This window comes from Bacillus cabrialesii (assembly GCF_004124315.2).
Classification (GTDB): domain Bacteria; phylum Bacillota; class Bacilli; order Bacillales; family Bacillaceae; genus Bacillus; species Bacillus cabrialesii.
In genome coordinates, this window is sequence record NZ_CP096889.1 from 3,780,666 (window position 1) to 3,804,128 (window position 23,463).

The following is a 23,463-nucleotide window of genomic DNA, read 5'->3' on the forward strand; positions in this document are numbered from 1 at the left end:
TACGGATAGGGAAAGTCAAAAAAGCAAAATGAGAATTCAACGCTTTTCTCCTAGATACTTCGATTTTTCACCTGTTTGACAAGTTTATCTTTAAAAGTCTGGAAAGGAACGTGTTCACTCTGCTGAATTCCGAATTGCCGGACGTTTACCGCACCTTCCTGCTCTTCATGATCTCCAAGAACCAGCACGTACGGGATTTTCTGCACCTGCGACTCTCTGATTTTGTAGCCGAGCTTCTCATTGCGCTCATCAATGCCGGCTCTCATCCCCAGCTGCTTCAGCTCTGCCTGCACCTTTCTGCAATAGTCCAAGTGAACATGCGATACCGGTATGATTTGAACCTGGATTGGTGCGAGCCAGACTGGGAAAGCCCCGCCGAAATGCTCGATCAAAATCCCGAAGAAACGGTCGATTGAGCCGTATACCGCTCTGTGTATGACAACAGGACGAACCTTCTCATTGTGTTCATTGATATATGTTAAATCAAATTTTTCAGGCATTTGAAAATCAAGCTGAATTGTCGCGCATTGATGGCTCCGTTTCAAGGCATCTTTTATGTGAAAATCAATTTTCGGCCCGTAAAACGCCCCATCGCCTTCATTCACCTCATAAGACAGGCCAAGCTCCTCAAGAACGTGTGCCAAGGCACGTTCCGATGCTTCCCAAAGGCTGTCATCGCCTAATGAGTCCTCAGGACGAGTCGAAAGCTCAACCGAATAGTCGAATCCGAATGTACGATATACCTCATCAATCAGCCGAATCGCTTCTTTGATCTCACTCTCAATCTGATCCTCCCGAACAAAGATATGGGCATCATCCTGGCAAAACGTACGGACGCGAAGCATTCCATTTAAAGCACCGCTGTATTCATGGCGATGCACCTGGCCGAATTCCGCCATGCGAATCGGCAGATCCCGATAAGAATAAAGGCTGTTTTTAAAGATGAGCATGTGGCCCGGGCAATTCATCGGCTTCATTGCGAATCTTGTATCATCAACTTCTGAAAAATACATATTGTCGCGATAATGATCCCAGTGGCCTGACTGCTCCCATAACCGCTGATTCATCATAAACGGCGTACGCACCTCATCGTAGCCGGCCTTTGTTTGCAGCTCACGCGAGAAGCGTTCCAGCTCATTGCGGACAATCTGCCCTTTTGGCAAATAAAACGGCATCCCCGGCGCTTCCTCAGAAAACATAAACAGCTCTAATTGTTTGCCCAGCTTGCGATGGTCTCGTTTTGCCGCCTCTTGCAGCATATGCAGATGCGCATCGAGATCTTTTTTCTTTTGAAACGCAACCCCGTACACCCGCTGCAGGACTTCATTTTCGCTGTCTCCGCGCCAATACGCGCCTGATACTCTTGTCAGTTTGAAGGCCTTGATCATTCCTGTAGAAGGAAGATGCGGCCCGCGGCACAGGTCAACGAATTCTCCCTGCTGGTACAGCGTGATAGCCTCCTCGCGCGGTATATCGTTCAAAATCTCCAGCTTAAACGGCTCGCCTTTTTCAGCAAACAGCGCTTTTGCCTCTTCGTAAGAAACCTCAATTCGTTTGATTTCCAGATTCTCGTTGATAATGTTCTTCATTTCTTTTTCGATGGCCTCTAAGTCTCCAGATGTCAAGCTTTGCTCCAGTTTCATATCATAGTAGAAGCCGTCTTCTATCACAGGACCCACTCCCAATGACACTTCGCCGTACAGCCGTTTCACCGCTTGAGCCAGCACGTGCGCTGATGTGTGGCGAAGCACCTGCAGGCCTTCTTGTGAATCAAGTGTGATAATCGAAAGCTCAGCATCCTCCTCCAGCTTGAAGCTGAGATCAACGAGCCTGCCATTGACCCGTCCCGCAGCCGCCTTCTTTTGCAGGCTGGAACTGATAGAGCCAGCTGCTTCTTTGATTGTGATACCTTTCGGATATTCATTAATCTGTCCGTCTTGAAGCTGAATGTGTACATGTTTACTCATTTTTAAACACTCCTTCATTATTGTTGTATATAAAAAAACACACCCGTCCCGCTGTAAGGGACGAGTGTGTGATTTACCCGTGGTTCCACCCAAGTTCCCGACAAACGCTATTTGTCGGCTCGGTGCTGTAACGCAGCAGACGGCATTGGATACTTTTAGTTCCCCAATGCTGCTCCAAGGCGGTAAATAATCGTCCTAAGCTGGGAAGCTCTCACCTTTTCCTCCCTCTCTGAAAACCGTAACGATCATTCATGTCCTTTTCTTCGCATGTATTTAAATATAAAAAAACACACCCATCCCTCAAAAAGGGACGAGTGTGTGATTTACCCGTGGTTCCACCCAAATTCCCGACAAACGCTCTGTTTATCGGCTCGGTGCTATAACGCAGCATAGACGGCATTGGATACTTTTAGTTCCCCAATGCTGCTCCAAGGCGGTAAATGATCATCCTAAGCTGGGAAGCTCTCACCTTTTCCTCCCTCTCTGAAAGCCGTAACGATCATTCATGTCCTTTTCTTCGCATGTATTCAAATAAAAAAAACACATCCATCCCTGTAAAAGGGACGAATGTGTTTATCATCCGTGGTTCCACCCAAATTCCCAATCAACACATATGGTGTATCTCGGCTTTAAGGTGCTGTAACGCAGCATGACGGTATCAGATACTTATAGTTCCCCGATACGGCTCAAAGGCGGTAAGCTGCTTTCCCTGCGTTAGGAAGATCTCAGCTGTTCTTCCCTCTCTGGAAACCGTAAAAAGCATCTCATGTCCTTATCAGTGCCTGTTGTTTCAATAATTTTTTATATCTTACTATATATTCCCACAAAGCGCAATCAGTGATTTATATTTTTTTCTGGCGCAGCAGTCCCGTTATGGGCAGCCAGAAACAGCCATACAAGCAATGCGGCGAGGCTGTACGCCGCTCCCATCATCAAAAACGTAAATCCGGCACCGGCGTACCAAGTGGCGGACAGATGAATGATCACCCCGGAAACCGCTACGCCGACTAAGGCTCCGATTTGCCTGTTGGCATTCAAAGCCGCGCCGGCGATATTCGCATGCTTTTGTCCGGCAGCCTGCATGATGACAGTTGTCATGGCAGGAACTGTAATGCCGGTGCCAAGGTTCATAACAGACATCAAGGCCGCCAGCTGCCAATAAGGAAAATCAGGAGAAACAAGCACAAACAACAGCAATGCCATGATACAGCTGACCGCCATTGACACAAACATAAGCTGTCCGGCTTCAAAACGATTCGCCAGACGGGCAAACAGCAGATTGCCGATCACAAAGACCGCCATCATCGGCAGCAGCTCAACACCGGCCATAAAGGAGCTTGCGCCTCGTGCTTCCTGCAAAAAAAGGCTCAGCATAAACATGCCGCCGAAAAGGGAAAAATTCAGCAAAAACCCGACGAATTGAGCAGCTGAGAATCGCCCGTTTTTATATAAGGACGCTGGCAGAATCGATGTTTCGGCAGAGATTTCCCGCAGCAAGAACAGCACTAATGCCAAAACCGCCGCCGCGAATGCACCAAGAATTACGGGCGAGCGCCAGCCCGCAGAAGGCCCCTGTATCAAGGCAAAGGAAAGAAACCCGAGAGCCGCCATTCCGAGCATATGCCCTGTGATGTTCACACGGTTGCTTTTTCCCGGCACGCGGACGAGTATTCGGTAAGCTGAAATGAGCGCAGCAGCCCCTAACGGCACATTGATCAGAAAAATACTCTGCCAGCCTGCCGCCTGTACCAGCACACCGCCGATAAAGGGCCCAAGGCCTGAAGCGGCGGAAACAAGAGCGGCCCACAATCCAAACATGCGCGCCCGCACCCGCTCATCTGGGTAAGAGGCCGCCAAAAGGCTGAGTGAGCTTGGCATAAACAAAGCCGCGCCAATTCCCTGCATGAGACGTCCGGCAATCAGCATCTGGCCGTTAATGGATGCGGCGCATAGGCAGGAGGCCAGGACAAAAACAGCCAAGCCCAGTATATATATCGCCTTCGAGCCGAAGCGGTCTGCCAAGGCCCCGCCTGCCAGCAGAAGCGACGCAAAAGTAAGGATGTACCCGTCCACAACCCACGTCACACCTGAAAGTGACATCGAAAGAGCGCTTTTCATATCAGCCATCGCCACATTCACAACGGTTACATCAAGAGTAGCCATGAGAAAACCAAGAGCGAGCACGATCAGTACGGATATTCCTGTTGATGAATCTGTTTTGTGTAAAGATCCGCTGTTTTTCATTGCAATTGCCCTTTCATTTGCTCGTTTACCCAATCATCTATTTTTTCAAGATCATATAGTTCCCCGACTCTGTCCATGACTTGCTGCAAGGATTCTTCTCTCATGAGATTGGCCCATTTATCCTCGATTTCCCCCATGACTGTCTCCAGCACACAGCTGCTTTCACCCTCGAATACGGATTGCAGGAGGCCTTTTCCCTGATACATCGAACCTCTGCCTTCCACCGCCTGATAAACATCATAGAGTGTGATATCCGTCAAAGGCTTCGTAAGGGTAAAACCGCCCTTCGTCCCCGGTATGGATTCTGCCAAACCGGCCTGTACCAACGTTCTCATCAGCTTCTTCAAATAAGACGGAGACACGCGTAAACGCTGGCTGATTGCCTCTGACGTTAAAGAAGACTGTACGGGCAGCCGTGACAACAATAGCAGCACAGAAACCGCCTGCTCCATCCCTGATTTCATTTTCATCCTATTCACTCCTGATTCATTATAGATAACTATTATCCACAATATATCCCTTAGAAGCTTATGTCAATAAAAAAAGCAAAAGAAACGGATCATTTCTTTTGCTTAGTATGGTTAACAAATCTGCTTCAGTTCCTCTATGTATTGAAGCGCTTCGTCATATTCTTCATTTGTATATTTTTGCTTGCTTTTAATCGTAAAGACTTTTTCTTTCTTTTCCTCGGCCTCAAGCCCATCAAAATAAAGGATCGTGGAAACCAGCTCTAAAAACCGAGATGAACGGCTGTTTACACTGTCGATATAGCCTTTGATATCCGGCATATCCAGATCAGCATGGTCTAAAAACGCGGAGCCTGTCTCAGTCAGCGAATAACGGTATTGAAAGTAGCCGCCCTTTTTTTCCTTCACCTCATGCAGAAATCCAAGGTTGCACAGCTCTTCAATCTGGAGCGTCAGTTCCTCTGAATACGGTCCGTAAAAGTGAAAATCATATTTCTCATAGAAAGGAAACTGCATTTTCTTTGCGATATAAATCATTTTCTGCAGCTTCTTCCGCCCGATGATTTCTCCAGAATCCGAGAACACCTTCATCAGTTTTGCATGTTCTTTCAACAAAATCCCGACATCTCCTTTTTCCTTCTTTCCAATTTCTATGTCAGTCCCAGCAGCTGCCGGATTTTCATTTTCGCTTCCGGATGTTCAGAGCCGTCACAAATCAGGTCCTTCGGATAATAAAGCTTGTGGTCCGTCCGCCGCTTTCCGGAGATCGATTCCACAATAGCCGACTGTCTGGACAGCTCTTTAATTTGGCCGTTTTGCGTCAAGAGATGAATCGGCAGACGCTCCTCTTCCTCTCCCGGACGGTAAAAATCGTATGGCAGGTCTGAAGAAGAATCGACGACCAAATAATAACTCGGATCGATTCCCGCCTCTTTGAACAATGAAGTCAGCTCAAAATAAGCCGACATTTCTTCATTCGGATTGAATTCAACGTATTGGAACAGCTGGCGGTTAATGAATCTGCGGCACAAATCGGATAAAATCGCGTCTTCTTCATCCTCCCAGGCCTGGAAGTAATACAAAATAATAGATTCATCCAGCTTTACATAATCCTCCAGTGTCAATTTCCCTTCAAAAATAGAATAGAAATGAACCGGAGCGTGAGTGAAGACATAGCCTTCATCGTGCAGCTGCTTCGCCCTGTGAAGAATCTTCGTTAATATGACCTCCGCGCTTCTTGTCACAGGATGGAAATACACCTGCCAGTACATTTGATAGCGGCTCATGATATAGTCTTCGACAGCATGCATCCCGCTTTCTTTAATGACGATCTGATCCTCGCGCGGGCGCATCACCCGAAGAATCCGCTCCATATCAAAATGGCCGTAGCTGACGCCCGTATAATAAGCGTCGCGCTGCAGGTAATCCATGCGGTCCGCGTCTATCTGACTCGAGATCAGGCTGACCACTTGCTTGTTTTTATATGTTTTGGCAATGACTTCAGCAACATCCTGCGGGAAACTAGGGCTCACTTTTCTGAGCACCTGATTGACCTCCGTGTCTCCCAGGATGATATCTCTTGTAAAATCTTCATGGTCAAGGTGAAAGACTTTTTCAAATGAATGCGAAAACGGCCCGTGCCCGAGATCATGAAGCAGCGCCGCGGCCAAACAGAGTTCGCGCTCACTGTCATCCCATTCAGGGCGGCCTTTAAAGACGTCATCAACCATTCTCCTGACAATTTCATAGACACCGAGAGAATGATTGAACCGGCTGTGCTCAGCGCCATGGAACGTCAAATACGTCGTGCCGAGCTGCTTAATTCTGCGGAGACGCTGAAATTCGCGGGTACCGATCAAATCCCATATCAGCTTGTCCCGAACATGAACATAGCGGTGCACCGGATCTTTAAACACTTTTTCTTCTGATAATTTTCCATTTGGATACGCCATCGTCATTCCCTCTTTTTTTTAGCCGTGTTTCTATTATATCGACTCTATTCTTTGAAAACATCCTTGAATTTGCCCGGCGATTTGTTCCATCTTCGCGATAATCACATCATGCGAAGCAAAAAAGCCTGGCCTGAAGGCCGAGGCTATGAAAAATAGGTTTTTACTTTTTTATTTTCTTTTTTACTTTGTCAATCAGCTCATCCTCTGTCGGAGCTGACAGCGGACGATTGTTCACAAAAGCAAATGATTTTTTCCGTCCGGGCCCGCAATAAGATTGGCATCCTACCTCAACCTTTGCGTCCGGGTCCACTTCTTTTAAACGCGGCAGCAATGTTTTGATATTAGTGGCTTGGCAATCATCACACACTCGAAATTCATTAGCCATGACGTACGCTTCCCTTCATTTCTATGTTCATCTATGTGAATAACCTAAAATCGCTTTTCAAAAAAAATCACATCACTCTTCATTTTACAAGGATTCGACTGTTCCTGCAAGCCGCTCCATCCTTCGTATCTCCTATTCTTTCAGCCAACTTGTATAAATATTTTCCAAACTGGACATTCTAATACCACGAAAAGAAAAATGGGAGTTGAGATAAATGACAAAACAGCGACAAGACGCTTGGTCAGAGGAAAACGATCTGCTTTTAGCCGAAACAGTGCTTCGGCATGTGAGGGAGGGCAGCACTCAGCTGAACGCCTTTGAAGAAGTCGGCGATAAATTAAACCGGACATCCGCAGCCTGCGGATTCAGATGGAACGCGGTCGTCCGCCATCAATATGAAAAAGCGCTTCAGCTTGCGAAAAAACAGCGAAAACAAAGGATGCGAGCGCTCGGAAACGGGCAGCCAGCCAAAAAAAGACTATTATATCAGCCTCCTGCGGTCGATCCTGAAATCATTCAAGAAACCGCTGCAGAGGAGCCGGTTACAACGGATGCCCCATCTGTCGAACATGAACAGCAGCCTTTAATGTCAGGCGAACATATGCCTTTTGTGGATGAAAGCTTTAAGGAAGAGTTAGCTAGTCTATCACACTTATTGTCTCCTCAAACACCTACAGCTGCGCCTGAGATGACGATGAATGATGTGATCCGCTTCCTGCAGAATTACGAAGGCAATAACGAGCAATCATCGGCATTGAAAATGGAAAATGAGCGTTTAAAGAAAGAAAATCAGGAATTTCAAAGCAAAATAGAACAGCTTGAGACAGAAGTACAAAAGCTTGAAAAAGACCAAAAAACGATCCAAGAAGATTATGAAACATTGGTAAAAATTATGAATAGAGCCAGAAAGCTAGTTTTATTTGAAGAAGATGAACACGCCTCTCCGTCCTTCAAAATGGACCGGAACGGCAATTTAGAAAAATTAGCGGAATAACTTAGAAAAATCCCAAAACGAGCTGCTGTTTTGGGATTTTCACCATGTACAAAATCCCCTTTCCCATTTAGAAAAGAGGATTTTATCATTTTGCTGCTGTTCCGCTATTCTTGTAAAATAAGGCCAAGCTTATGCGAATCTATCAAGACATGTGAGCTGCCTCAGCAGTTTTTTGTTTACGGGGCGCAGCGGAAATGACCAGAAGCCCGAGCATCATAAGCACAATGCCGAGCCAAGAGGAAAGTGACAGCATTTCCCCTATGAAAAAAACGCCCAGCAATGAGGCCGTCAGCGGTTCAGCTAAAGACAGCGTGACGGCCGCCGAGGCAGGAATCCCGGATAGCCCTTTCGCAAACAAAAAGTATGCGGCGCATGTTGCAATTAGACCAATGTAAAGACTCGTTCCCAGTCCTCTTGGGGTCAAGATCCACGAGATATCAGACTGCCATAAAAGCGGCGTCAGCAAGATGGCGCTGATCATAAAGACAACGGCGGAAGTCGCTCGCGGAGGCTGGGTCTTCATCATCGATTTACTGATTAGCGTATAGCCTGCGAAAGAAGCACCCGCTCCAAGCGCCATTAGAACGCCAGCCAGATTAATCCGAATATTTGAACCATCGGAAAACAGGAGCCAGCAACCCGCTAGAGCCAATACAGTCGCGATCCACCATGCGTTCCGCGGGCGTTTTTTCAATACGGCCCACTCCATGCTCCCGGCAATGATAGGCGCACTGCCGATCGCAATCACAGTTCCCACCGCGATTCCCGTTTCTTTTACGGCTGAGAAAAACAGCGGCTGGTAACACGCCATACAAATCGCTGCCGATAACACGAGCGGCCATGACCAATTTTTCACGTGAAGCTCCCGGCTGATCCAGACCGCAAGCAGCATGGCGCTTCCTCCTATTAATAACCTGAACGCTCCGAACGCGAGCGGTGTGGAGTTTTCCGGAGCCATCGTCTGAACGGTTCCCGTGGTTCCCCAGAAAATAGCCGCGATCAGCACAAACAGGCTGTACACATTCCCTTTCATCTGCCTCTCCCCTTTGTATATGGATGCTGATGTCATTTTATCGTTTTTCTGTTTGCAAAAGTTATCCGGATGTAAGAAGGATTTATCTGAAAATAAGATTGTTGAGGGATAAAATGCCGCTTAAAATAAAAAATGCATGCCTGCCGGATACGGCTGGCATGCGAGGAACGTTTACCCAAATACCTTTGCATTCCGCTCAGCCATCCGGACGAGGTTTTTCTCAAATTCCATTTCCTCATCAGTGGACAGTCCTGCTGAATAAAGATGGGTGCTTAACGCTTTTAGTTCCGTCAATAATGCGAACATTAGGTCTTGTACGGAGATATCTGTTTGCAAAAGCTCGCTTAAGGACGCCATCGTTTCCGGACGAATCTCCGGATAGACGCCTTTTTTATCGTTTCGTTTGTCCTTCAGCGCCGCTTGGTAGAATCGTCTGATCAAGTCGGCCCTTTCACTGCCGCTTTTATCCGCGCAAAGATAAATCTGCACAGCGACTCCGCCGCGAACGCGTCTTTGAGAGATACCGGCGAATTTTTTGCCGTCTATACTGAGGTCATAGCTGCCAGGACAATAAGACCCTTCAATTTCATAGGCTTCGATCTTTGCGTTGTACGGCGTTAGCATCCGTCTCATCAGCTCAACCATCGCTTCATATCCTTTGTCTATGTCGATGCCTTTCTTTTCGTCCTCGAATATGAGAGAGATATTCAAAACGCCCTCATCCAAAACAACGGCAAGACCGCCGGAATTGCGTACAATTACACGGTATCCTTCGTTTTCCAGCAAGGAGATCCCATCCTGCAAAAACGGGAGACGGCTATCCTGTATTCCAAGGACAATTGTATTGTGGTGCACCCATGAGCGCGCTGTCGCCGGCGACACGCCTTTTCCGACGGACATGCACAGCGTATCGTCCATTGCGAAGGATTGCTTCGCATCAAATAAAGGGCCGAGGCTGGATTGGTCAATGACTCTCCATGTCGGCTGCATCAGTAAATCAATCGGTTGGTTTGCCATCTATGTAAAACCCTTTCATGTTAGGCTTATGAACGAAAACTATTATATCATTTCAGCCGCTGTGATTGATAATTGCTTTTCAGCATCGTAATAAAAATTTCTTTATTCTTGGTATTCTCCATGAGCGGAGAATGAATGTAAGACAGCTTGCGCTTTAACGAGAAATCTTTTATATGGAGAATTGAAATTTCACGGTGGATCAAATCCTTATGCAGCACGCTTCTGGACAGGACAGACAAGCCCATGCCGCTTATCACCGCTTCTTTAACCCCTTGATTGCTGCTGATGGTGAACATCGACTTCGGCCGCAGTCCGTTTGAGCTGAGCACATGATCGAGATATTCTCTCGTCCCAGAGCCTTTCTCTCTTGTCACCCACGCCTCGTTTTGCAAATCGCTGATCGAGATATCTCTCTGTCCGGCCAGCGGGTGCTGATTCGGCGCGGCGATGCACATTTCATCCTCCATGAACGGCTCAATTTCCAATTCATTCTCATTCGTATGTCCCTCAATCAGTCCGATATCAGCCTGAAGCATCCGCACACGCTCGCTGACCTCCTCCGTATTGCCAATCATCACATCGAGGTTCAGCTCTGGATACAGCTTTTGCAGCTGGGCCAAAAGCGGCGGAAGAATATACTCTCCGATCGTAAAGCTGGCGGCTATTTTCAATTCGCCTTTCACATAGTGGTGATGCGCATAGATTTCTGCCTTGGCTTGCTCGTAGAGAAATACCATTTGCTTTGCTCTTTGATACAAAATATCTCCTGTCGGCGTTGTCGTAAAGTGTTTTGGCGACCGGTTCAGGAGAGCCGTTTGAAATTCTTTCTCCAGATTTTTGATATGCAGACTGACGCTGGGCTGGGAGATCATCAGCTTTTCCGCCGCTTTTGTGAAGTTTTTTTCTTCTACTACCGCTATAAACGTTTTCAGCACGTCGTAATACAAAAACCCCACCCCTGTCATTAATCAATGATATCGTTATCATCAGTTTTCTTTATTGTACTCATATCATCTGTCTTGGTAAAGAAGGGTATACGGAGACGCAAAAAAGGCAGCCCTCCGGAAGAGAGCTGCCAGTCTTCATTTTGATTACAGTGCTTGTACAGCTGTAATTAATGCAAGGTTGTAAACATCTTCAGCGTTACATCCTCTTGAAAGGTCGTTTACAGGCATATTTAAGCCTTGCAGGATTGGCCCTACCGCTTCAAAGTTGCCTAAACGCTGAGCGATTTTATAGCCGATGTTTCCTGCTTCAAGGCTTGGGAATACGAATACATTAGCGTCCCCTTTGATCTCAGAATCCGGCGCTTTTTTCTCAGCTACAGAAGGAACAAATGCAGCATCGAATTGGAATTCGCCGTCAAGTGTCAGTTCAGGCGCTTTTTCTTTCGCGATTTTCACAGCATCCGCTACTTTTTCTGTTTCATCAGATTTTGCGGAGCCTTTTGTAGAGAAGCTGAGCATTGCAACGCGAGGCTCAATGTCGAACATTTTTGCCGTATTGGCACTTTCGATCGCAATCTCGGCAAGATCTTGGCTGTCAGGCGCAATGTTGATCGCGCAATCCGCGAATACGTATTGCTCTTCTCCTCGCGCCATGATGAATACGCCGGAAGTCTTTTTCACGCCTTCTTTTGTTTTGATGATTTGAAGAGCCGGGCGGACAGTGTCGGCTGTTGAGTGAGCCGCTCCGCTTACAAGTCCGTCTGCAAGGCCTTTATACACCAGCATTGTACCGAAGTAGTTCTCGTCTAATAGCGCTTTACGAGCCTGTTCTTCTGTCGCTTTGCCTTTGCGGCGTTCTACGAATGCTTGTACAAGGTCTTCCATGCCTTCATATGTATGAGGATCATAAATCTTAACGCCGTCCAGCGTCAGGTTTAGTTCTTTTGCTTTTGCTTGGATCTCATTTTCATTGCCGACCACAATCGGATTCAGCACTTTGTTTCCTGCAAGCTTGCTGACGGCTTCTAAAATACGCTCGTCTAAGCCTTCAGGAAATACAATTTTAACGTCTTTTCCAGCTACTTTTTCTTGCACTGTTGAAAATAAATCTGCCACAATAAAACCTCCTCAAAAAGTTACAAAAACGCTTTCTTTTACTAGCATACTCTTCTTCCAATCAAATTCAAACAGCCAACTTTTATTATAGCGCTTTCATTAAAAAATCTTATTTTTCTAACTAATTTAAGTGACTCATTCTTTCCTTATATCTTCTCTTATTTTTATGGAGTTATACGGAAGGGATGTTCAAGGTTTCTCCACAGTAGAATCGGATAAACTATGGTATAGTGAAGGCAATCATGAAAAGATAATAGGAGTGAAGATAAATGAGTGAACAGCAAATGACAAACGAAGCGGCAAAAACGCTTGACGGCTGGTATGCGCTTCATGATTTCCGCACAATGGACTGGACTTCCTGGAAGCTGCTGTCCAGTGATGAGCGCCAATCTATCATACATGAATTCACAGGTTTGCTTGAAAAATGGGGCGTAGCCCAAAAAGAAGGAAAAGGATCGCAGACCCTTTACAGCATCGTCGGCCAAAAAGCTGATTTCATGCTGATGATTCTTCGTCCTACTATGGAAGAATTAAATCAAATCGAGCTCGAATTCAACAAATCAAGACTTGCTGAGTTCACCATTCCGGCATACTCCTACGTATCAGTGGTAGAGCTGAGCAACTACTTGGCAAGCGGCGACGGCGACCCTTACGAAAATCCGCATGTGCGTGCCCGTCTTTACCCTGAACTGCCTGAATCAAAATATGTATGCTTCTATCCTATGGATAAAAGAAGATCCGGAAACGACAACTGGTACATGCTTTCAATGGAAGAACGCAGAAACTTGATGAGAAGCCACGGCTTAATCGGCCGCAGCTATGCCGGCAAAGTCAAACAGATCATCACCGGCTCCGTCGGCTTTGACGATTACGAGTGGGGCGTGACATTATTCAGTGATGACGTGCTTCAATTCAAAAAACTTGTGTATGAAATGCGTTTTGACGAAGTCAGCGCCCGCTACGGCGAATTCGGTTCATTCTTTGTCGGCAACCGGCTTTCGCTTGATACACTTCCTCAATTCCTATATGTATAATATCTCTCCCGCCCTATCAGGCGGGAGTTTTTAAATCTCCCTTTATCAGAATTTAAATAAAATTTGCTATTTTCCCCGTTTTTTCTTACGATGGAGTTAATAATCCAAATTTTTCAAAGGGGTGCAGTTATTTGTCAAAACGAACCGCATTTATTATGGGAGCCAGTCAAGGAATCGGAAAAGCAATTGCTTTGAAGCTAGCAGACCAGCATTTTTCTGTCGTCATTAATTCGCGAAACTTGGACAATATTGAGTCTGTCAAAAAAGACATTTTGGCCAAGCATCCTGAAGCGAGCGTCATTGCTCTTGCGGGTGATATGTCTGATCAGCATACGAGATCCAAAATTTTTCAAAAAATCGAAGCTGAATGCGGACGGCTTGATGTTCTGATTAATAATATCCCGGGCGGTGCGCCTGATACATTTGATAACTGCAATATAGAGGATATGACGGCCACGTTCACACAAAAGACCGTTGCCTATATTGACGCGATCAAGCGTGCCGCCTCACTGATGAAGCAAAACGAGTTTGGCAGAATTATCAACATTGTCGGAAATCTGTGGAAAGAGCCCGGCGCCAATATGTTCACAAACAGCATGATGAATGCCGCTTTAATTAACGCCAGTAAAAATATTTCCATCCAGCTTGCTCCTCACAACATTACAGTCAACTGCCTGAATCCAGGTTTTATTGCTACAGACCGTTACCATCAATTTGTGGAAAATGTGATGAAAAAGAACAGCATATCCAAGCAGGAAGCAATAGAACAGATTGCTTCCGGGATTCCGATGAAACGTGTCGGATCAGCCGAAGAAACCGCAGCCCTCGCCGCGTTTCTCGCCTCTGAGGAAGCCTCCTACATCACTGGACAGCAAATTTCCGCTGACGGCGGCAGTATGAGAAGCATATAAAAAATCCCGCTTTTCAGCGGGATTTTTTATCTTTTCAGCGTGATTGAAAACCCTCATAATCTAGGAAAACCGAGCATCTGAGCAGCAGGACGTGATGACGGCGGCGTTAGGCGGGAAGCCTGAGAATTCAGCCGCCGGTCCAGCACCGACGCGCAGACCTGACAACAAATGCGGGGGGTTGGACACGCTGAAATCCAGCTTTTTAGCGGGATACCTTTTGTAATGATGCAAACGGCAGGTTCAGTTTTTGAAGCCGCATGACAAATTCCCGGAGATCCTCCTGCTTCGATACCATTGATATTCTGACATGCCTTTTTCCGTTGCTTCCGAATATTTCACCCGGTGTGACAACGACATGGGCATGCTCCAGCAAGTAATCGGAGAATTGGTGAGATGTTTCAAACGTTTTCGGGATTTCAGCCCATACGTAAAATGTTCCTTTTGGTTTTTCCATCTTCCAGCCCAGTTCTTTTTCACACAGCTCCGTAAAAAAGTCAATTCGTTCCTCGTAGATTCGTTTTAAGGATTCCGTCTGCTCCGGGTCTCCTGAAAGCGCCGCACTCGCCGCGTGCTGCAGTCCGCCGAACATGCCGACAAATACATGATCCTGAAACTCATTGACGGCCTGGATGATCTTTTCATTCCCGACCGCAAACGCCATTCTCCAGCCGGCCATGTTAAATGTTTTTGAAAATGAATAAAGCTCCGCCCCTACAGCTTTGGCATCCGCTGCCTCAAGAAAGCTGGCCGGTTTTTTATCGAATTCAAACGCGCCGTACGCAAAATCATGAATCAAATGGATGTTGTGCTTTTTCGCAAAAGCAGCCGCTTTTGCATAAAAAGCCGCGTCGGCTACAGCTCCCGTCGGGTTGTTTGGATAGTTCAAAAACATCAGCTTCGCTTTTTCAAGCACGCCGGGATCAATTTTTTCAAAATCCGGCAGATAGCCATTTTCTTCATACAGCGGCATTTCGTACAGCTCGGCTCGCGCCATCGTAATTCCTGACAAGTATTCAGGGTAGCCGGGATTTGGGACCAATGCGATGTCTCCCGGATTGAGCAGGCATTGTGTCAGCACATACAGGCCGGCTTTGCCGCCTCCGAAAAGCGCAACTTCCGTTTCTGGGTTGATTGACACCCCGTATTCTCTTTTATAGAAAGCAGCGATTGCTTCCTTCAAAAAAGGATAGCCTCTGAATGGGCCGTATCCGTGAAACGAAGGATTCAAAGACGCCTCCCGCAAAGCCTCGACAATATGCGGCGGAGTGGGAAGGTCAGGGTTTCCCTGTCCAAGATTAATGATATGGGCCCCCGTTTTTTCCAATTCTTTCACCTTTTGAAAAACGAGAGAAAATTCTTGCCTTGGAAGTGTCTTGATGACGTCGGACGGTGTTATTTCCATCTAAAAGACTCCTTTTTGCTCCGTTTTGTTATCCCGTTCCAAAAATGATTTGTTGACGAGCTTCGTATGCAGGAACAATCCGCTTACGATCACGACAATCAGCCCCATAATGACCGGAGCGTTCAAAACGTTGATTAACATTGAACCAACAGAAATGCATAATCCGATAGACGCTTCCGCCACCGAAAAAATGCGCCCTTGAATCTGGTTCTCCGCGTTCTCTTGAACCTTTACCTTTGCAAGCACTTCCCCGTACTCCATCGCAATGAAAAATAGGATAGCGGCGATGACAGAAACAGCGAAAATCGGCGTGAATAAAAACAGCGCCAGCGAGACAATGGATAGAACGGTAAAGTACGCCAGGCCTCTATTGTTGTTAAAGCCCCATTTGCTGACAAGCGCCGCTCCGATGAACCCGCCGAAGCCGATGCAGAATGTGAGGATAAAGTTGCCGATTTCCCCGTCACCCAGAAAGCGGCTGACAATCGGAAAATAGCTGTACACAATTCCCCACAGCAAAGCCATCGTAATCATCGTAAACATGGCATTTAATACGAAAGCATTGGTTTTGATTTCCTTGAGTCCTTCTTTAAAAGACTGAAAGGCCTCTTTTATGTTTTCAGATTGAATCGGGACGAATTTCAGCTTAATGCGGCTTATAAAAAAGGCCGAAACCAGGTAAGTTACACCGTTGAAGGCAACAGCCAGCTCTACAGATCCGCCTAACAGAAAAAGCCCTCCGGCAGCCGCCCCGACGATAATGGAAATGGTCGTCGCTTTTGCGAATAACGTGTTGATGCTTTTAATATCAGACTCCAATGATGACATGACAGCGAGACGGGCCGGATTAAAAAACACTCCGCTTCCATAAGAAATAAACAGCAAGACCAGAAAAATCAGCGGATACTCGCCTTTTGGAAGAAATGTGAGCCCCAAAAAGATCATGCCCCTGATGATATCCGTCCACAGCATGATCTTAATTCTGTCTAACCGATCGACCAGAACCCCCAAGAACGGCTGGAACACCATCGGAATGCTTCTGACCACGATGACCCCCGACGTCACCCAATAATCGTGATAATATGTAGACAAAATAAGCAGGGCAGGGAGAACACAATAGTCTCCCATAAACGAAAGCGCCTGCCCGTAAAGCAAGTATTTAGAGTTGGGTTTTAACTGCTTCATACCGGCAGCACATACTTTGCCGTCAGCTTCGCATGCTGCTGAATTGCTTTGATTGATTCAGCCACATCCTGTGAATTGCTGCCTTTCAGTTCAAATGCAGCAATGGAATTGAAGGCTTCAAACAGTGTCAAATCAACTGATGTGCCCGGTGCCGCAGCCTCAAAAGATACGAGTTCGGTATCACCCTTCAAAAGCCCGTCCGGAAGATCGATCGCTTCGATCACCAAATCCGCAGCCGTTTCAGGAATCTGTCCATTTTGTTTGAAATGCTGAGGGTACAAATGGCAGTCAGCGACATAGCAAGGCTCTTGGTCCAATAATCCGTCCGGAAGATCAGCGTCTTTTCCGAAACAGAGGACATCTAATAATAATTGCGCCATATCAAGGCCGAAAACCTTTTTAATATTTGGGATCATATTCCAGCCGGCGAATCTGGCTGCCGACTCTATTAAACCCGGCTCTCTGTTTTTCATTAACTTGATCTCTGTATGTGTTGCGCAATTTTGCAGGCCAAGCCCTTCATTTGCCTTTTTGGCGGCTTCGACAATTTTCTTTTTCGCCTCTTCATCCAGAATGGACGGCGTAATATGTGATGTTTCTGTAAAACCGATTTGCGGCGTTTTGTCATGAATGGCGATCGGGAAATACTCACCGTCCGCCATGATGCCTTCTATGCTGATATAGTCGGAGTAGCCCTCTGTGTGATACCAGTCTCCGTACTCACCCTGTAAAAATTCTTCAGCAATAAACGGCGCTTCAAACGTGACCGCCTTTGGCACGTTAATCGATTTGAGATAGTCATTGACTCTGTTAAATTCATCTTCTGCCGTCTCAGTGTCCGTAATCAGCGTGACACCGATTGAACTTGCTAAGTATGTAGGCTTTAAGATAAGAGGTGTGCCGATCTCTGCAAGTGCGGCACGGAAATCCTCAAGAGTTGTGACTCGTTTGTTTTTGATCGATTTGACTCCCGCTTTATTAAAAGCGTCTCTCATTTTATTTTTATCTCTGGCATTTTCGGCAGCCTGCACCCCGGCGCCCCTTAGGCCCAGGCGTTCACAGGCTTTCGCCATCGGGGCAATGAATAATTCATTGTTTGTCGTGATGGCGTCCGCCTCAAACATGTTGGCAACCTTGACGATTTGCTCGACGACCTCTTCTTCAGGCTTGTCATGATCCTCATGCGCCCAATAAATAGAATCGGGATGTTCAAAATCAGCTAAGCTCTGAAAATAGTCTTTATCTTTTATAACCGCGACCGAGTATTTTTCAATCAGTGCTGCATGGGAAGCTGTAATTGCAAAAGGTCTTGGAATAAAGCTGACCAGGTTATATTTTTCAGCAGCGCTTTTATAAAACATGTGCGGCGGGCAGCCACCAAGATCAGCGATGACCAATACTGTTTTTCTCTCCATATGTAAAAACACTCCTTCTCTATTGTGCGGTGTATCCTCCGTCTGCGGTGATGGCGCTTCCGGTCATATAGCTTGATAAATCCGAGGCTAAAAACAGCATCACGTTTGCGATTTCTTCGGGTTTCCCGAGCCTCAGCAGCGGATTTACCTTTGCCTTTTCTTTTTTGATCTCTTCAAGGGTGCCTTCATTATTTTCAAGGAATGATTTCTCATTCAGCGGTGTGTCGATAATTCCCGGGCATACGCAGTTGACGCGAATTTGATGTTTCGCATAATCAACGGCCATTGACTTTGTCAGCTGCAGAACGCCGCCTTTGCTGGCGTTATAGGCCGGAATATCAGGCCATGCCACGAGTCCGCCGACTGAACATGTATTAATGATGTTGCCCTTACCGGCAGCCAGCATATGCTTGAGTGCGTGCTTGCTCATTAAAAATGTGCCGGTCAAATTGACTTGCAGCACCTTGTTCCAATCGCTGAGCTCCATCTCGTGAATGGGGGCCACAATTTCGATGCCTGCGTTATTAATCAATACATCCAGCCCTCCAAATGTATCAACCGCCGATTGAACAGCGTGCTGACAGGCAGCTTCGTCTGTAATGTCGGTTTGCACAAAATGCAGCCTGTCATTATTTTCTTTCCGGACCATCGCTTCTCCCTGCGCCTCGTCAATATCCGCCACAACGACATTGGCCTGCTGGTTCAAAAAAGCCTGAACCGCCGCATAACCAATGCCTGATGCGCCTCCTGTGATGAGGACGGTTTTATCAGTGAGGTTCATGATCACTCATCCGCCTTTATTTTTTTTGCTTTTGCTCTGTTGTAGCGCGGCGGGAAGAAAATATTAATTGATTTTGATTCTTTTTCGGAACGGTTGATGGCGCCGTGATCTTCCCGCGGCTCACAGAAATAAGCTGTGCCGAATTTCATATCGACTGTGCAGCCTTCGACGGTCATGTCGTATCCGCCGCCAATGCAGATGCCGATTTGTTCATTCTTATGTTTATGGAAAGGCATTTCTCCGCCATTTCCAGGGATTTTGGCCAGCATGATCTCCACCCAGTCCTCAACAAAGAACGTGACTTCCATGCCCGGCAATAGGTCTCTTGTTTTGAAAATATTCAAAAAATAGTCCTCAGGACTTGTATATTGTTCATCAGCTTTCAGCCGCTTGATATCAATAGCAATGACTTCTTGGTCCGTGTCGTTTCTTGCCCCGTGAGGCACATGCGGCGGCGCGATATACGCAGATTCCAAGGCTGTCATCTTTCTCGTCACATCTCCGACAGTCATCATCAGCTCGCCAGAAATGACCATGCCGATTTGGACTTCCTTATGCTGATGGGGTTCAACATTGGTATGAGGCGGGACGTAAGACATTAATACTTCAGTATCGCCTCTTACGGTTGAATACTGTCTCACTCCGTTTTCCCATTCAATTAATTTCGGTGTCGGGAAATAAAGCTCCTGCATATCTTCTTTAGTTTTCATCATTAACGTCTCCTTTTCCAAATAATGACCAGCTCATTGGGATGCTTTTGAATGTTTTCACAAATGTAAGCCCGTACTTTTGCCGTGCAAGCTCATTGGTTAAGGCAATGTCATACACGCCTTCTTTTACTTTTCTTGCAGCTTGGCTGGTCGAATTGACCAGTTTGAAACGTACATCTTTGAGGGTAAAGTATTTTATTAAATTAATAGGTGATGGATGTGAAACAACAACAGATGTATCAAGCATATCGTCGCTGAAATCAAAATCAGGACGAACAGCCAGGCCGTACATGGGTGTATCGCACCTGAAGATCTGCAAAAGCTGCAAATCCGGCCTCATGTAGAAATGCTTAATGCCGTCGTAAGCGTGTGGGACGATGGTATATTCCAGCGGGCTTTGAAGCGTCCTTTCGATGCATGATTCAAATGTATCATGCAAGGACAATTTACTATTCAGCCCCTGTTGAAGAGTAAAGTTGGAGATGAAATGTTTTGCTGCGTACTCACTGCTTGTCCCCTCAGGGCCGAGCGTGTTGACTGTAATCAGTTTGGATATTGAATCAGTTCTGTTTTTTGTCTGAATGCTATTATCCAATATAATCATGAGCACCAACCAATCTTTTAAAATTTTAAGTAAATTTTATCCAGCGACAATTGAACTGTCAACGTTTTTTGAAAATATTGATAATTATTCCCATACAAACAAAAAAACCCTTAAGAAAGGGTTTTTTATTATAGTAATTTAGAAAATATGTTTATTGGGATAAGGATTGATCCGCTTTTTGCTCATGCTTGCCGTACTTTTTATATGCGAATACACTGAGCACAAATCCGAGCACTGTGATGGCGGCACATATAAAACCGACAGCTGCATACCCGTATCCCACATATACAGGTCCCATCAAAGCAGAGCCTAATGTCACAGCCAGATTCGAGGCGAGGCTGTAAAACGCCATGATTTTCCCGCGATGGCGCTCTGAGCAGTCACTCAAAATGGTGCTGAGCAGCGTCACCGTCAAGCTTTGCATTAATCCCCAAATAAACAGGCTGACGATTAACAGAATCATTGAAGCCGGCGCATATGCTAAACATGCCAGCAGCACGCTGATGACTCCCAGCGCAATCAAAAGTGAGCGCATTTTTCCGATGCGGTCGGCTACCTTACCTGTAATGACACTCATGGAAAACCCGATGCCGTAAATCATGATAAATAAGCCCGCTGCTGTGTTTCCTCCGGTAAAAACGTCCTGAAGATAGGAGCCTAAAAATGAATACATACCGTAAAAACCAATCATATTACAAAAGGTTATCGTGATATAAACGGGTACGCGCGGGACTTTCAGCGCATCCCGGAATGTTCCGGCAGGTTCTTCTTTTTCTTCCTTGCCGTTGTTTTTATGTTCGGCATGGCGGCGCATTTCAAGCAGGATCAGCAGAACAACTAAAACGCCCATCAAGGCGAAAATCCAAAATGTCCATCTCCAATGCAGGACGCCGCCGATGAATGATCCGAGCGGCACACCGAAAATCAGCGCCAGCGACCAGCTTGAAACGATCAGTCCCATCACCTTGCCCCGGTATGTATAAGGAACACGATCCCCGACAATGGCGTAAGCGGTCGGCACAAACGCTCCCGCAGCCAAACCAGAAAGCGCCCTGCCTAAAAAGAAGAAAAAGATATTTTGGGCCAAAGCGCATATCACTGTCCCTATAATAAAGATCACAAGCCCGGCCATTAAACTTAATTCTCTGGAGTATTTATCACCTAAAGGAACCAGTAGCGGCGCACCAATAAATATCATCACGCCGTAAATACTGATAGATAACGCAAGGACACTGACATCTGAGTTGAAGGCTTTTGCTAAATCCGGCAGCAGCGGCGAGATGACAAGCTCTTCAGATCCGGCCGCAAATACCCCCATCGTTAAAGCCAATGCTAAAAATAGCGGAAAATGATGTTTTGTTTCGATGTCATTGTTTTGTTTGCTGTTCATTCTCCCTCAAACACCTCTTCCATAATCTTCATATCGTAAAGTTAAAATATAGTTTAGCATTGTTTTTTCACATTTTACAATTCGAACGCAATATTTATTATTTTTATTATTTTCATTTAAACCCCAATGTAGATGAATATATTTCATTTTAAAACCACAAAGGATTTTAATGCGTAAAAAAGCTCTCCGGTTTTCCGGAGAGCTTTTTCTATTGCGCCTCTGCCTGTTAAAATCAAAAAGCTTCGGACGTTGTTTTGGCTTGCATATGAAGAATTAAATAATCCGGGCCGCCTGCTTTTGAGTCTGTTCCGGACATATTAAAACCGCCGAACGGCTGATAGCCGACAATCGCTCCGGTGCAGCCTCTGTTGAAGTATAGGTTTCCGACATGGAAATCCTCGCGCGCCCGTTCAATATGCGCACGGTTTTTCGTCAGCAGCGCGCCTGTTAATCCGTATTCCGTGTTATTTGCGATCTCCAGCATATGATCGAAATCACGCGCTTTGCAGATCGCAACAACCGGTCCGAAAATTTCTTCCTGCATCAGGCGCGCGTTTTCATCAACATCAGCAAAGATCGTCGGCTGAATAAAGTAGCCTTTTGAATCATCGCCTTCACCGCCGGTCAACAGCTTGCCTTCAGACTTGCCGATTTCAATATAAGACATGACTTTGTTGTAGGACGCTTCATGAATCACGGGACCCATATACGTATCGGGATCTTCCGGATTGCCGACAGCGAGCGTTTTCGTCAGCGCCACAGCTTTTTCCACCACTTCATCATAAACATCCTGATGGATGACCGCGCGGGAGCCCGCTGAACACTTCTGTCCTGAATATCCAAATGCTGAATACACGATAGAGGATGCAGCAAGGTCAAGATCAGCGTCCTTGTCGACGAGCACCGTGTCTTTTCCCCCCATCTCAGCAATCACCCGCTTCAGCCATTTTTGCCCCGGCTGCACTTTGGCGGCACGCTCATAGATCCGGCAGCCGACTGCACGGGAACCTGTAAATGAGACAAACCGAGTTTTCGGATGTTCCACTAAGAAATCACCGATTTCCGCTCCATCTCCCGGAATGTAATTCAGAACGCCGTTTGGCAAGCCCGCTTCCTCCATGACCTCGACAAATTTTGCAGCCACTACCGGAGCCGCGTCAGCCGGTTTTAAGAGAATCGTATTTCCGGTCACAATTGCGGCAGCCGCTGTTCCAGCCATAATCGCAAGCGGGAAGTTAAATGGAGAAATGACGATGCCGACGCCTAGCGCTTCGTAATGATATTGATTGAACTCGCCAGTACGGCTTTTCACCGGAGCCCCTTCCTTGAGGCTTAACATTTGGCGCGCGTAGAATTCCAAGAAGTCTATCGCTTCAGCCGTGTCCGCATCCGCTTCCTTCCACGGTTTTCCCGCTTCCTTCACAAGGTAGCTTGAAAATTCATGCTTTCTTCTGCGCAAAATAGCCGCCGCTTTAAAGAGGATATTCGCGCGGTGCTCCGGTCTTTGTTTTTTCCAGGATTCAAATGCCTGCAATGCGGCTTGCATCGCTTTTTCGGCAAGCTCTTGATCCGCTGTAGACGCGTACCCAATGACCTCTTCTTTATTTGCCGGGTTAATGGAAACAATTTTGCGGTCGGTTTCGATTTTTTCTCCATTTATGACAAGCGGATAATGCTTGCCGAGCTGCGTGTTTACAAATGCCAATGACTCCCCAAATGCTGTTTTATTCTTCGCTTCCGAAAAATCGGTAAATGGTTCGTGTGCGTATGATACTGTCATATGTAGTCCCCCTCATGTCATGAAATATGTCTTCGCATGAATAAAAATGCAAGATTCGTGCCACTATTGTGTCTATTATTGAAAAAACTTGTTGAATACTGCAGAAATTTGACTAGCAGGTGAACACCT

Annotated in this window: 21 protein-coding genes, 1 pseudogene and 2 other annotated features; of the genes and pseudogenes, 3 read left to right on the forward strand and 19 right to left on the reverse strand. The window is 46.3% G+C overall.

The annotated features are described in order from the left end of the window. Positions 1 to 50 precede the first annotated feature (50 nt). From thrS to EFK13_RS19365, 7 genes and pseudogenes are all read right to left on the reverse strand, one after another. A complete protein-coding gene (gene thrS, locus EFK13_RS19335) occupies positions 51 to 1,967 on the reverse strand; it encodes a threonine--tRNA ligase (RefSeq protein ID WP_129507255.1) in 1,917 nt (638 codons plus the stop codon). A gap of 53 nt (positions 1,968 to 2,020) precedes the next feature. After that, positions 2,021 to 2,240 (reverse strand) — a binding site (T-box leader). A gap of 30 nt (positions 2,241 to 2,270) precedes the next feature. Beyond that, positions 2,271 to 2,494 (reverse strand) — a binding site (T-box leader). 49 nt (positions 2,495 to 2,543) lie between these two features. Beyond that, positions 2,544 to 2,730 (reverse strand): annotated as a pseudogene (locus EFK13_RS19340) (hypothetical protein). A 71-nt stretch (positions 2,731 to 2,801) separates the two neighbouring features. Further along, on the reverse strand, positions 2,802 to 4,211 hold the full coding sequence (locus EFK13_RS19345; protein WP_129507280.1) for an MFS transporter: 1,410 nt from the start codon (positions 4,209 to 4,211) through the stop codon (positions 2,802 to 2,804). Continuing rightward, complete coding sequence (locus EFK13_RS19350; RefSeq protein WP_129507254.1) at positions 4,208 to 4,681, reverse strand: Rrf2 family transcriptional regulator; 474 nt, start codon at positions 4,679 to 4,681, stop codon at positions 4,208 to 4,210. The genes EFK13_RS19345 and EFK13_RS19350 overlap by 4 nt, the downstream gene beginning before the upstream one ends. Before the next feature lie 111 nt (positions 4,682 to 4,792). Beyond that, positions 4,793 to 5,293, reverse strand: a complete 501-nt coding sequence (locus tag EFK13_RS19355; protein WP_003222046.1) for a YwgA family protein — start codon at positions 5,291 to 5,293, stop codon at positions 4,793 to 4,795. A gap of 35 nt (positions 5,294 to 5,328) precedes the next feature. After that, on the reverse strand, positions 5,329 to 6,630 hold the full coding sequence (locus EFK13_RS19360) for an HD domain-containing protein (protein WP_064815931.1): 1,302 nt from the start codon (positions 6,628 to 6,630) through the stop codon (positions 5,329 to 5,331). A 160-nt stretch (positions 6,631 to 6,790) separates the two neighbouring features. Beyond that, positions 6,791 to 7,015, reverse strand: a complete 225-nt coding sequence (locus EFK13_RS19365) for a YuzB family protein (RefSeq protein WP_003222050.1) — start codon at positions 7,013 to 7,015, stop codon at positions 6,791 to 6,793. 214 nt (positions 7,016 to 7,229) lie between these two features. Here EFK13_RS19365 and rsfA point away from each other — a divergent pair, with 214 nt between their 5' ends. Next, positions 7,230 to 8,009, forward strand: coding sequence for a prespore-specific transcription regulator RsfA (rsfA, locus tag EFK13_RS19370; protein ID WP_129507253.1), 780 nt, complete (start codon positions 7,230 to 7,232; stop codon positions 8,007 to 8,009). A gap of 142 nt (positions 8,010 to 8,151) precedes the next feature. Here rsfA and EFK13_RS19375 read toward each other — a convergent pair whose 3' ends face one another. From EFK13_RS19375 to pta, 4 genes are all read right to left on the reverse strand, one after another. Further along, positions 8,152 to 9,042 carry a carboxylate/amino acid/amine transporter gene (locus EFK13_RS19375; protein WP_129507252.1) on the reverse strand — a complete coding sequence of 297 codons (891 nt, stop codon included), beginning with the start codon at positions 9,040 to 9,042 and terminating at the stop codon, positions 8,152 to 8,154. A gap of 171 nt (positions 9,043 to 9,213) precedes the next feature. Beyond that, a complete protein-coding gene (gene lipL, locus EFK13_RS19380) occupies positions 9,214 to 10,059 on the reverse strand; it encodes an octanoyl-[GcvH]:protein N-octanoyltransferase (protein ID WP_129507251.1) in 846 nt (281 codons plus the stop codon). A gap of 47 nt (positions 10,060 to 10,106) precedes the next feature. Then, positions 10,107 to 11,006 (reverse strand): cysJI operon transcriptional regulator CysL, encoded by a 900-nt coding sequence (gene cysL / locus EFK13_RS19385; RefSeq protein ID WP_129507250.1) that lies wholly within the window; start codon positions 11,004 to 11,006, stop codon positions 10,107 to 10,109. Positions 11,007 to 11,150: 144 nt separating this feature from the next. Further along, positions 11,151 to 12,122: a phosphate acetyltransferase gene (gene pta / locus EFK13_RS19390; protein WP_075748471.1), complete on the reverse strand. Its 972-nt coding sequence runs from the start codon at positions 12,120 to 12,122 to the stop codon at positions 11,151 to 11,153. A 269-nt stretch (positions 12,123 to 12,391) separates the two neighbouring features. On the opposite strand from pta, the gene hemQ reads away from it, so the two are divergent. Both hemQ and bacG read left to right on the forward strand, forming a co-directional pair. Further along, the gene (hemQ, locus tag EFK13_RS19395) at positions 12,392 to 13,156 is read left to right on the forward strand and encodes a hydrogen peroxide-dependent heme synthase (protein ID WP_014115577.1); all 765 of its coding nucleotides are present in this window, start codon (positions 12,392 to 12,394) and stop codon (positions 13,154 to 13,156) included. Positions 13,157 to 13,287: 131 nt separating this feature from the next. Next, complete coding sequence (gene bacG / locus EFK13_RS19400) at positions 13,288 to 14,067, forward strand: NADPH-dependent reductase BacG (RefSeq protein ID WP_129507249.1); 780 nt, start codon at positions 13,288 to 13,290, stop codon at positions 14,065 to 14,067. A gap of 202 nt (positions 14,068 to 14,269) precedes the next feature. On the opposite strand, the gene bacF is transcribed toward bacG, so the two are convergent. The 8 genes from bacF to pruA form a co-directional block, all read right to left on the reverse strand. Then, on the reverse strand, positions 14,270 to 15,469 hold the full coding sequence (gene bacF, locus EFK13_RS19405; protein WP_129507248.1) for a transaminase BacF: 1,200 nt from the start codon (positions 15,467 to 15,469) through the stop codon (positions 14,270 to 14,272). After that, the gene (bacE, locus tag EFK13_RS19410; RefSeq protein ID WP_129507247.1) at positions 15,470 to 16,654 is read right to left on the reverse strand and encodes a bacilysin exporter BacE; all 1,185 of its coding nucleotides are present in this window, start codon (positions 16,652 to 16,654) and stop codon (positions 15,470 to 15,472) included. Continuing rightward, positions 16,651 to 18,069, reverse strand: coding sequence for an alanine--anticapsin ligase (gene bacD / locus EFK13_RS19415; RefSeq protein WP_129507246.1), 1,419 nt, complete (start codon positions 18,067 to 18,069; stop codon positions 16,651 to 16,653). Before bacD ends, bacE begins: the two co-directional genes overlap by 4 nt. 19 nt (positions 18,070 to 18,088) lie before the next feature. Next, complete coding sequence (bacC, locus tag EFK13_RS19420) at positions 18,089 to 18,850, reverse strand: dihydroanticapsin 7-dehydrogenase (RefSeq protein ID WP_129507245.1); 762 nt, start codon at positions 18,848 to 18,850, stop codon at positions 18,089 to 18,091. 2 nt (positions 18,851 to 18,852) lie between these two features. Next, positions 18,853 to 19,560, reverse strand: coding sequence for a 3-((4R)-4-hydroxycyclohexa-1,5-dien-1-yl)-2-oxopropanoate isomerase (bacB, locus tag EFK13_RS19425; protein WP_129507279.1), 708 nt, complete (start codon positions 19,558 to 19,560; stop codon positions 18,853 to 18,855). Next, on the reverse strand, positions 19,550 to 20,164 hold the full coding sequence (gene bacA / locus EFK13_RS19430) for a prephenate decarboxylase (RefSeq protein WP_064815913.1): 615 nt from the start codon (positions 20,162 to 20,164) through the stop codon (positions 19,550 to 19,552). The genes bacB and bacA overlap by 11 nt, the downstream gene beginning before the upstream one ends. Before the next feature lie 151 nt (positions 20,165 to 20,315). After that, complete coding sequence (locus EFK13_RS19435; RefSeq protein ID WP_129507244.1) at positions 20,316 to 21,554, reverse strand: MFS transporter; 1,239 nt, start codon at positions 21,552 to 21,554, stop codon at positions 20,316 to 20,318. 232 nt (positions 21,555 to 21,786) lie between these two features. Then, positions 21,787 to 23,334 (reverse strand): L-glutamate gamma-semialdehyde dehydrogenase, encoded by a 1,548-nt coding sequence (gene pruA / locus EFK13_RS19440; protein ID WP_129507243.1) that lies wholly within the window; start codon positions 23,332 to 23,334, stop codon positions 21,787 to 21,789. Positions 23,335 to 23,463 lie beyond the last annotated feature (129 nt).

What these genes read in the sequence shown, in the direction of transcription:
- thrS (WP_129507255.1), bottom strand. Translation starts at nt 1,967, where the DNA reads ATGAGTAAACATGTACACATTCAGCTTCAAGACGGACAGATTAATGAA.
- hemQ (WP_014115577.1), top strand. Translation starts at nt 12,392, where the DNA reads ATGAGTGAACAGCAAATGACAAACGAAGCGGCAAAAACGCTTGACGGC.
- EFK13_RS19360 (WP_064815931.1), bottom strand. Translation starts at nt 6,630, where the DNA reads ATGGCGTATCCAAATGGAAAATTATCAGAAGAAAAAGTGTTTAAAGAT.
- bacA (WP_064815913.1), bottom strand. Translation starts at nt 20,164, where the DNA reads ATGATTATATTGGATAATAGCATTCAGACAAAAAACAGAACTGATTCA.
- pruA (WP_129507243.1), bottom strand. Translation starts at nt 23,334, where the DNA reads ATGACAGTATCATACGCACACGAACCATTTACCGATTTTTCGGAAGCG.
- EFK13_RS19375 (WP_129507252.1), bottom strand. Translation starts at nt 9,042, where the DNA reads ATGAAAGGGAATGTGTACAGCCTGTTTGTGCTGATCGCGGCTATTTTC.
- EFK13_RS19345 (WP_129507280.1), bottom strand. Translation starts at nt 4,211, where the DNA reads ATGAAAAACAGCGGATCTTTACACAAAACAGATTCATCAACAGGAATA.
- bacE (WP_129507247.1), bottom strand. Translation starts at nt 16,654, where the DNA reads ATGAAGCAGTTAAAACCCAACTCTAAATACTTGCTTTACGGGCAGGCG.
- EFK13_RS19350 (WP_129507254.1), bottom strand. Translation starts at nt 4,681, where the DNA reads ATGAAAATGAAATCAGGGATGGAGCAGGCGGTTTCTGTGCTGCTATTG.
- EFK13_RS19365 (WP_003222050.1), bottom strand. Translation starts at nt 7,015, where the DNA reads ATGGCTAATGAATTTCGAGTGTGTGATGATTGCCAAGCCACTAATATC.
- EFK13_RS19435 (WP_129507244.1), bottom strand. Translation starts at nt 21,554, where the DNA reads ATGAACAGCAAACAAAACAATGACATCGAAACAAAACATCATTTTCCG.
- bacF (WP_129507248.1), bottom strand. Translation starts at nt 15,469, where the DNA reads ATGGAAATAACACCGTCCGACGTCATCAAGACACTTCCAAGGCAAGAA.
- bacB (WP_129507279.1), bottom strand. Translation starts at nt 19,560, where the DNA reads ATGAAAACTAAAGAAGATATGCAGGAGCTTTATTTCCCGACACCGAAA.
- bacD (WP_129507246.1), bottom strand. Translation starts at nt 18,069, where the DNA reads ATGGAGAGAAAAACAGTATTGGTCATCGCTGATCTTGGTGGCTGCCCG.
- rsfA (WP_129507253.1), top strand. Translation starts at nt 7,230, where the DNA reads ATGACAAAACAGCGACAAGACGCTTGGTCAGAGGAAAACGATCTGCTT.
- bacC (WP_129507245.1), bottom strand. Translation starts at nt 18,850, where the DNA reads ATGAACCTCACTGATAAAACCGTCCTCATCACAGGAGGCGCATCAGGC.
- lipL (WP_129507251.1), bottom strand. Translation starts at nt 10,059, where the DNA reads ATGGCAAACCAACCGATTGATTTACTGATGCAGCCGACATGGAGAGTC.